The 6,270-nt window shown below is 37.1% G+C and carries 4 protein-coding genes; all 4 read right to left on the bottom strand.

Going from position 1 to position 6,270, the window contains the following annotated elements:
- Window positions 1–84: 84 nt before the first annotated feature.
- The 4 genes from CP357_RS09310 to CP357_RS09290 all read right to left on the bottom strand — a co-directional run bounded on the left by CP357_RS09310 (window position 85) and on the right by CP357_RS09290 (window position 6,120).
- Complete coding sequence (locus CP357_RS09310; protein ID WP_087235601.1) at window positions 85–2,499, bottom strand: cation-translocating P-type ATPase; 2,415 nt, start codon at window positions 2,497–2,499, stop codon at window positions 85–87.
- A 618-nt stretch (window positions 2,500–3,117) separates the two neighbouring features.
- Window positions 3,118–3,624 (bottom strand): dihydrofolate reductase, encoded by a 507-nt coding sequence (locus CP357_RS09300; RefSeq protein WP_098037154.1) that lies wholly within the window; start codon window positions 3,622–3,624, stop codon window positions 3,118–3,120.
- A 9-nt stretch (window positions 3,625–3,633) separates the two neighbouring features.
- Window positions 3,634–4,590 (bottom strand): thymidylate synthase, encoded by a 957-nt coding sequence (locus tag CP357_RS09295; RefSeq protein ID WP_098037153.1) that lies wholly within the window; start codon window positions 4,588–4,590, stop codon window positions 3,634–3,636.
- 141 nt (window positions 4,591–4,731) lie between these two features.
- Complete coding sequence (locus CP357_RS09290; protein WP_087175836.1) at window positions 4,732–6,120, bottom strand: amino acid permease; 1,389 nt, start codon at window positions 6,118–6,120, stop codon at window positions 4,732–4,734.
- Between the last annotated feature and the right edge of the window lie 150 nt (window positions 6,121–6,270).

Raw genomic sequence — 6,270 nt, 5'->3', positions numbered from 1 at the left:
ATCAGTGCTTTAAAAGTCTAATATTAATTGTCAATGTCTTAACTTAATGACATTGCTTTTTTAAACAGATAGCTCTTAATTTTTTTATTGAACGCTCTTGCGCCCGCGTTGATAAGCTTCATGCAGTTCCGCAAAAGTCATATTCTTGCCCTTTTGATCAAAGACAACCAATACTTCTTGCACACCATCCAAAATTCTTGATAACCAGCGGAAAATTGTAGTTGCCGCACAGAACAAGATAAATAGAATGAACATTGCCTTATCAGAAATCATGGTCAGTGAGAACAGATTGTGTAAGAAGATAATCGCTAAAACTAACCCGGCGAATGATCCAATCATTACGCATAAACGGAATTTATTTAATGGAGCTGAAATGTGGTAAAGTACCATCATTCCCACTGCCACCAATAAAAGTGTTGCCGTTGTACCTACATCATTATGATCAAGCGATATATAGCCGCCTGCAACCACCAAAATACTTACCGCCAGCATATCGGTTACCCCACCAGGGATTGCTCTTGCCAAAATATTGGGAATAAATTGTCCGCGAATTCTATTGTGATTACTTTCTAGAGCCAACAAGAATGATGGTAAGCCAATGGTGAAGGCAGAAATCAAGGTAATCTGTGATGGCTGTAATGGATAATCAATGACCATTACGAGTGAGAAGATAGCCATCAAAAATGAGAAGATATTCTTTACCAAGAACAAACTGGCTGAACGCTGAATGTTATTAACTACGCGCCTACCTTCATTTACCACCTTAGGCATTCTAGCAAAATTTGAATCAAGCAATACTACTTGAGAGGCTTGAACAGCCGCACTGTTACCGGATGCCATCGCAATTGAACAGTCTGCTTTCTTCATAGCCAAAATATCATTAACACCATCGCCTGTCATTGCCACAGTATTACCTTGTTTTTGTAAAGCCTTAACAAATTTACGTTTTTGTTCTGGTTTCACTCTGCCAAAGACACTATAATTTTGAACTGCTTCTTCATAACCATCTTCTGGAATTTCGGAAGCATCAATATATGCATCTGAATTTTGGATACCGGCTTGCTGCGCTACTCGCGAAACCGTGACAGGATTATCACCGGAGATCACCTTAATAGCCACACCTTGTTTAGCAAAGTATTCAAAGGTTGCTTTAGCTTCTTTTCTAATCGGATTAGTCAAAAGAATGTAGCCATAGACTTCAACTGGCTTAGTCAACTTAGAATCATCTTCAGTTAAAATTCCAGGATAGTCGGCCACAATTAAGACACGATAACCAGTCTTGGCATATTTTTCAAATTCAGCTTGGTATTCCTCAAATTGGTCTCTCAACACCATTTCTGGTGCCCCAATTAATAAGGTATGATCGTCAAAAATGACGCCGCTGTATTTATTAACAGAGGTAAAAGGTAAAATGCTGCTGGCTTTTTTGCCATTATTTTGAGTGAAAAAGCCGTGAACAGCCTTCATCGTAGCATTATCAGCTGGCATATTTTGAGCAAAATCACCAATTACATTATCCAAGTCACCTTGATAATTTTTGGAAGGAACAGCCTTTTCCACGCTCATTTTTGGCTCAGTAATTGTACCAGTTTTGTCAACGCACAATACGTTAACGCGAGCTAGAGTTTCAACACTCTTCATATCATGCAGCATTACCTGTTTGCGTGCCAATCTTACAGCAGAAAGAGCCAACGCAATCGTTGTCAAAAGGTATAAGCCTTCTGGAATCATCCCGATAATGGCTGCTTCCATGGAAACGATGCTGCGGTAAAGCGACATTTTATTAACGAAAAAGCTCATTGAAAAGAGGGCTATTCCCAGGGGAATAATAATGATTCCGACCCATTTAATCAATTTATTAATGGAGCGAACCATCTCTGATTGCTCACTATTTCCCATGGCTTTTGCTTTAATAGTTAATTTAGAAATATAGCTTTCTTTACCAACTTTTTCTAGTTGCATGTATGCAGAACCTGAAACTACGAAAGAACCAGACATCAATTCATCGCCCACTTCTTTAGTAATTTCATCGGATTCACCTGTTAACAGTGATTCATTGACGCGGATATTTCCTTTAATGACTTGACCATCGGCAGGAATCTGATCCCCAGTTTTCAATAAGACAATATCGCCCTTAACCAGTTTTTCAATCGGAACTTGCTCTTCTTTTCTATTACGCAAGGCTCCAATATCCGTGGCATTCATCACATTTAACTTGCTTAAAATTTTCTTTGCTCGAATTTCTTGTACAATCCCGATCACGGTGTTCAAGATAATTACTGGCAAAAAGGTCAAATCCTTATATGCTCCAACCACTACCAGCAAAATAGATAGAACTAAGAAAATCAAGTTAAAGTAGGTAAAAACATTTTCACGAATAATTTGCTTATTTGTTTTAAATTGATCGTCAACAGCTTTGTTGACTTCTCCAGCTGCAATTTTTTGTTCAACTTCAGCTGTAGTTAATCCTGTTTCTAAATTTGTCTTTTCTTCGTTCATTTTCTTTTCCTAAGTAAATATTTTTACGTACTATTATACCGAAGAAATAAAAGAGCCCGCAACTTGCAAGCTCTTTTTTAATGGATTTAATTTTTTCTTTACAGTTCTTCTAAATCACTATCGGCCTTACTTTCAACAATGAATTCTTTCATTACATTTTAATCTTTGATCATCATTTTTAGTAGCCGATTATTACTTTTAGTAGGAATTTCACCTACTTCATATAAAGCTACAGTAGAAGGGCTCCACCCTATTACTTTTGCAAATTGCTTTTACGTTAAATTCCACTTTTGTCGTAATGCTTTAATCTCTTCAGGTTTAACGAAATCAAACATTTCACGATATTTATCTTGAGCTATCTTTATAGCTGCATTATCTAGAGTCATATCTGGAACAACTTTTTGAGTACTATCATCAAATCATGCAGGCGCAGTTATTTTGATTTCTTTGCCTCTAATATTGAAAGTGTTGGTATAGTTCTTAATTGAAGTAGTCATAGCGTTCCCCTTAATATAACTAAATTATATAGGATTTCACTATGAATTCATAGTAAAGCATTAGCTAAAATTTTAGATGTAAAAACACGTTACTAACAATCATAGTAACGTGCTCTCTATTTTAATTCTTTCTCTGATAAGTCAAAAAAGTATAAGGATATTTATTCTTTTCATCGGCTTCATGATGTTTTTTCTTCACCAACTTAAACTGATCATAATCTATCTCTGGCATAACAGTATCTGCTTCAAAAGTAGCGTCAATCTCCGTTTTTTCCAAAACATCTACTTGCTCAAGCAATGTCTTAAAAATTGACACCCCACCAATCGCGCAAAGCTTTTCACCCTGATGATTTTGAATATAATCATTTAATTCAGCAACCGAATTAACAATCAATACCTGATCATTATCTTGGTACTTCTTTTTCAAATCTTGATCATGAGTTAAAACGATATGCTTTCTCTGAGGCAATAATCTTGGCAAACTCATGAAAGTTTTTCTACCCATGATAATTGGATGACCAATGGTTTTCTCTTTAAAATGATGCTGATCTGCTGGCAAATGCCATGGCAAATGTCCGTCTAATCCTATCTGATGTTTTTGGTCTTCTGCCCAAACATACTCGATCATCGCGTCCTCCTAAACTGCAACCGGCGCCTTAATCGTGCCATGATGCTGATAATCAACCACTTTAATATCCTTCATTTCAAAATCTTCGATATTTTTCTTTTCAGGATTAAGCCATAATTGTGGTGAATCATACGGCTTACGGCTAAGCAATTCTTCAACTTGCTTGAAGTGATTGCGATAAATATGGGCATCCCCCAATGTATGAATAAACTCACCAACTTGCAAACCCGTTTCTCGAGCAATCAAATTAAGTAAAAGCGAATATGATGCAATATTAAATGGCACGCCTAAAAACATGTCCCCTGATCGTTGATAAAGCTGTACACTGATTTTGCCATCAACCACATAAAACTGAAACATGACATGGCAAGGTGGAAGTGCACTAGTCGGAACGTCTTCAGGATTCCAAGCGGTAACAATCATGCGGCGTGAATCTGGCGTTTCCTTAATTTGCTTGATCACATCGGCAATCTGATCAATAAATCCGCCTTCCCGCTTTTCCCAATGTCGCCACTGCGCACCATAGACATCGCCTAAGTTGCCATACTTCTTAGCAAAATCTTCATCATCCAAAATCCGTTGATCAAACTTTTTCATTTCTGCTTGATAAATCTTGTTAAACTCTGGATCACTTTGACTGCGCAAGCCAAAATCCGTCATATCGGGACCTTGATATTCGCTGCTATTAACCCAATTTTTAAAGGCCCATTCATCCCAGATATGGTTATTATGCTCTAATAAAAAGCGAATATTAGTATCTCCTCTTAGAAACCACAACAACTCACTTTTAATCAGGCCAAATGGCAACTTCTTAGTAGTCAACAATGGAAAACCTTGCGAAAGATCGAAACGCATTTGAGCACCGAAATAACTCCTAGTACCTGTCCCCGTTCGATCATCCTTATCATATCCTTCTGTCATAATTTTCTGCAATAGATCTAAATATGGTTGTTCAAGAATCGCCATTTTTGTTCACCTTTCAAAAAATCATTTTCTATTACAATACCATAGATATAGTGGTTTTGATAATGCAATATAGTCATATTTAGTAGTTTATATAAATTAAGCAAAGAAAAAAATCCCAAAACTTAATTTGGGATTTTTCTTCTAATTTTTCTTAAATTCACCTTTATGTCTTACCAAATATACGATTGTCGCAGCAATCAATACTAAGGCACCCACAATAACGGAAATTCTAGTATCCGGATTGATAAACATAAAGACAACGATGACTAAGAGCATTAAGAATGCGAAGTAATTTGAAAATGGATATAGTGGCAACTTAAATGGATGATTTGCCATTACGTCCTTATTGTGTCTTCTAAATCTAAGTTCAGCTAACAAGATTACAAACCATGGAATCATTCCCGGCAAAACTGATGAACTGAAAACTACTACAAACAAATCAGAAGCTGAATGATTAAATTGTGAAGCAATTACATTTAAAACAAAACCGATAAAAATACCACCTGAAATACCCATAATTGCACGATCTGGAACAATTCGCTTAGAAATGTGCTTGAAAATTCCAGGGGCTTCTTTATCATGTGACAATTTAAACAGCATTCGACTTGAAGAATAAATACCTGAGTTGGCACCCGAAAGCGCAGCCGTTAACACCACAAAGTTAATAATTGAGGCAGCTGCGGTAATTCCCACTTTAGCAAAAGTAGTTACAAATGGTGACCCCAGACTACTCAATTGATCCCATGGGTAAATAGTCACAATTACGAAGATGGCACCAACATAGAAGATCAAAATTCTGAATAAAACAGATTTAACACTTTTGACAATTGCTTCTTGTGGGTTGGCAACTTCCCCTGCAGAAATTCCTAAAAGTTCAATACCTTCATAAGAACCTACAATAATAGACATAGAGAAGAAGAAACCTTTAAAACCACCGGTAAAGAAACCACCATGTGCCCATAGATTGCTAAAACCGGTAGGTTTACCACCGTTACCCACGCCAAAGAAGATAACGATAAAGCCTAAAATGATCATTAAAATAATGGTAACGACTTTGATCATAGCAAACCAAAACTCCAAGGACGCATAGGCTTTGGCACTTGCAAGGTTAGCTGACAAAAGAAAGGCGATAATTATTATCCCCGACCAAAGCACGCTGATATTCGGCCACCAATATTTTAGATATTCGGTTGCGGCAACAACTTCGGACATCCCTACGACGATGTATTCAAAGACATTCGCCCACTCGGCAAGATACCCAGCTAAGGGATGCACATACTCTGTTGCATAATCAGCAAATGAACCAGTACCTGGGTTGACATAGAGCATTTCCCCTAGAGCTCTCATGACAATGTACAAGATTAACCCAACAAACATGTAGGCTAATAATACGGACGGACCAGTCCATTTAATAGTTGATGTTGACCCCATAAATAAGCCGACACCGATTGCTCCACCAAGTGAGATCATCTCCATTTGGCCAGCAGACATGGTACGGCGCAGTTGGGGTGCGTTATTCTTTTTACTCATATAACAACTCCAAAAAAATCAGTTCTATCCTATTAAAATATTCTTCGATAAATTTAATTTTAAACTTGATGATTTGTCAAGAGAAAAAGAAAAAAAGTGTCTGGGAAAAAACTAATTCTCAGACAGGAAAAAAGAACGATGATTTCCTAA

It is taken from the genome of Lactobacillus sp. UMNPBX6, assembly GCF_002553975.1.
Classification (GTDB): Bacteria; Bacillota; Bacilli; order Lactobacillales; family Lactobacillaceae; genus Lactobacillus; species Lactobacillus gallinarum.
The sequence above is the reverse complement of the archived record's forward strand: the minus strand, read 5'-3'. Positions and strand labels throughout refer to the sequence as shown.

Bases quoted from the DNA above. Each gene is read 5' to 3' on its own strand.
- CP357_RS09300 (WP_098037154.1), bottom strand. From the start codon at position 3,624: ATGATCGAGTATGTTTGGGCAGAAGACCAAAAACATCAGATAGGATTA.
- CP357_RS09310 (WP_087235601.1), bottom strand. From the start codon at position 2,499: ATGAACGAAGAAAAGACAAATTTAGAAACAGGATTAACTACAGCTGAA.
- CP357_RS09290 (WP_087175836.1), bottom strand. From the start codon at position 6,120: ATGAGTAAAAAGAATAACGCACCCCAACTGCGCCGTACCATGTCTGCT.
- CP357_RS09295 (WP_098037153.1), bottom strand. From the start codon at position 4,590: ATGGCGATTCTTGAACAACCATATTTAGATCTATTGCAGAAAATTATG.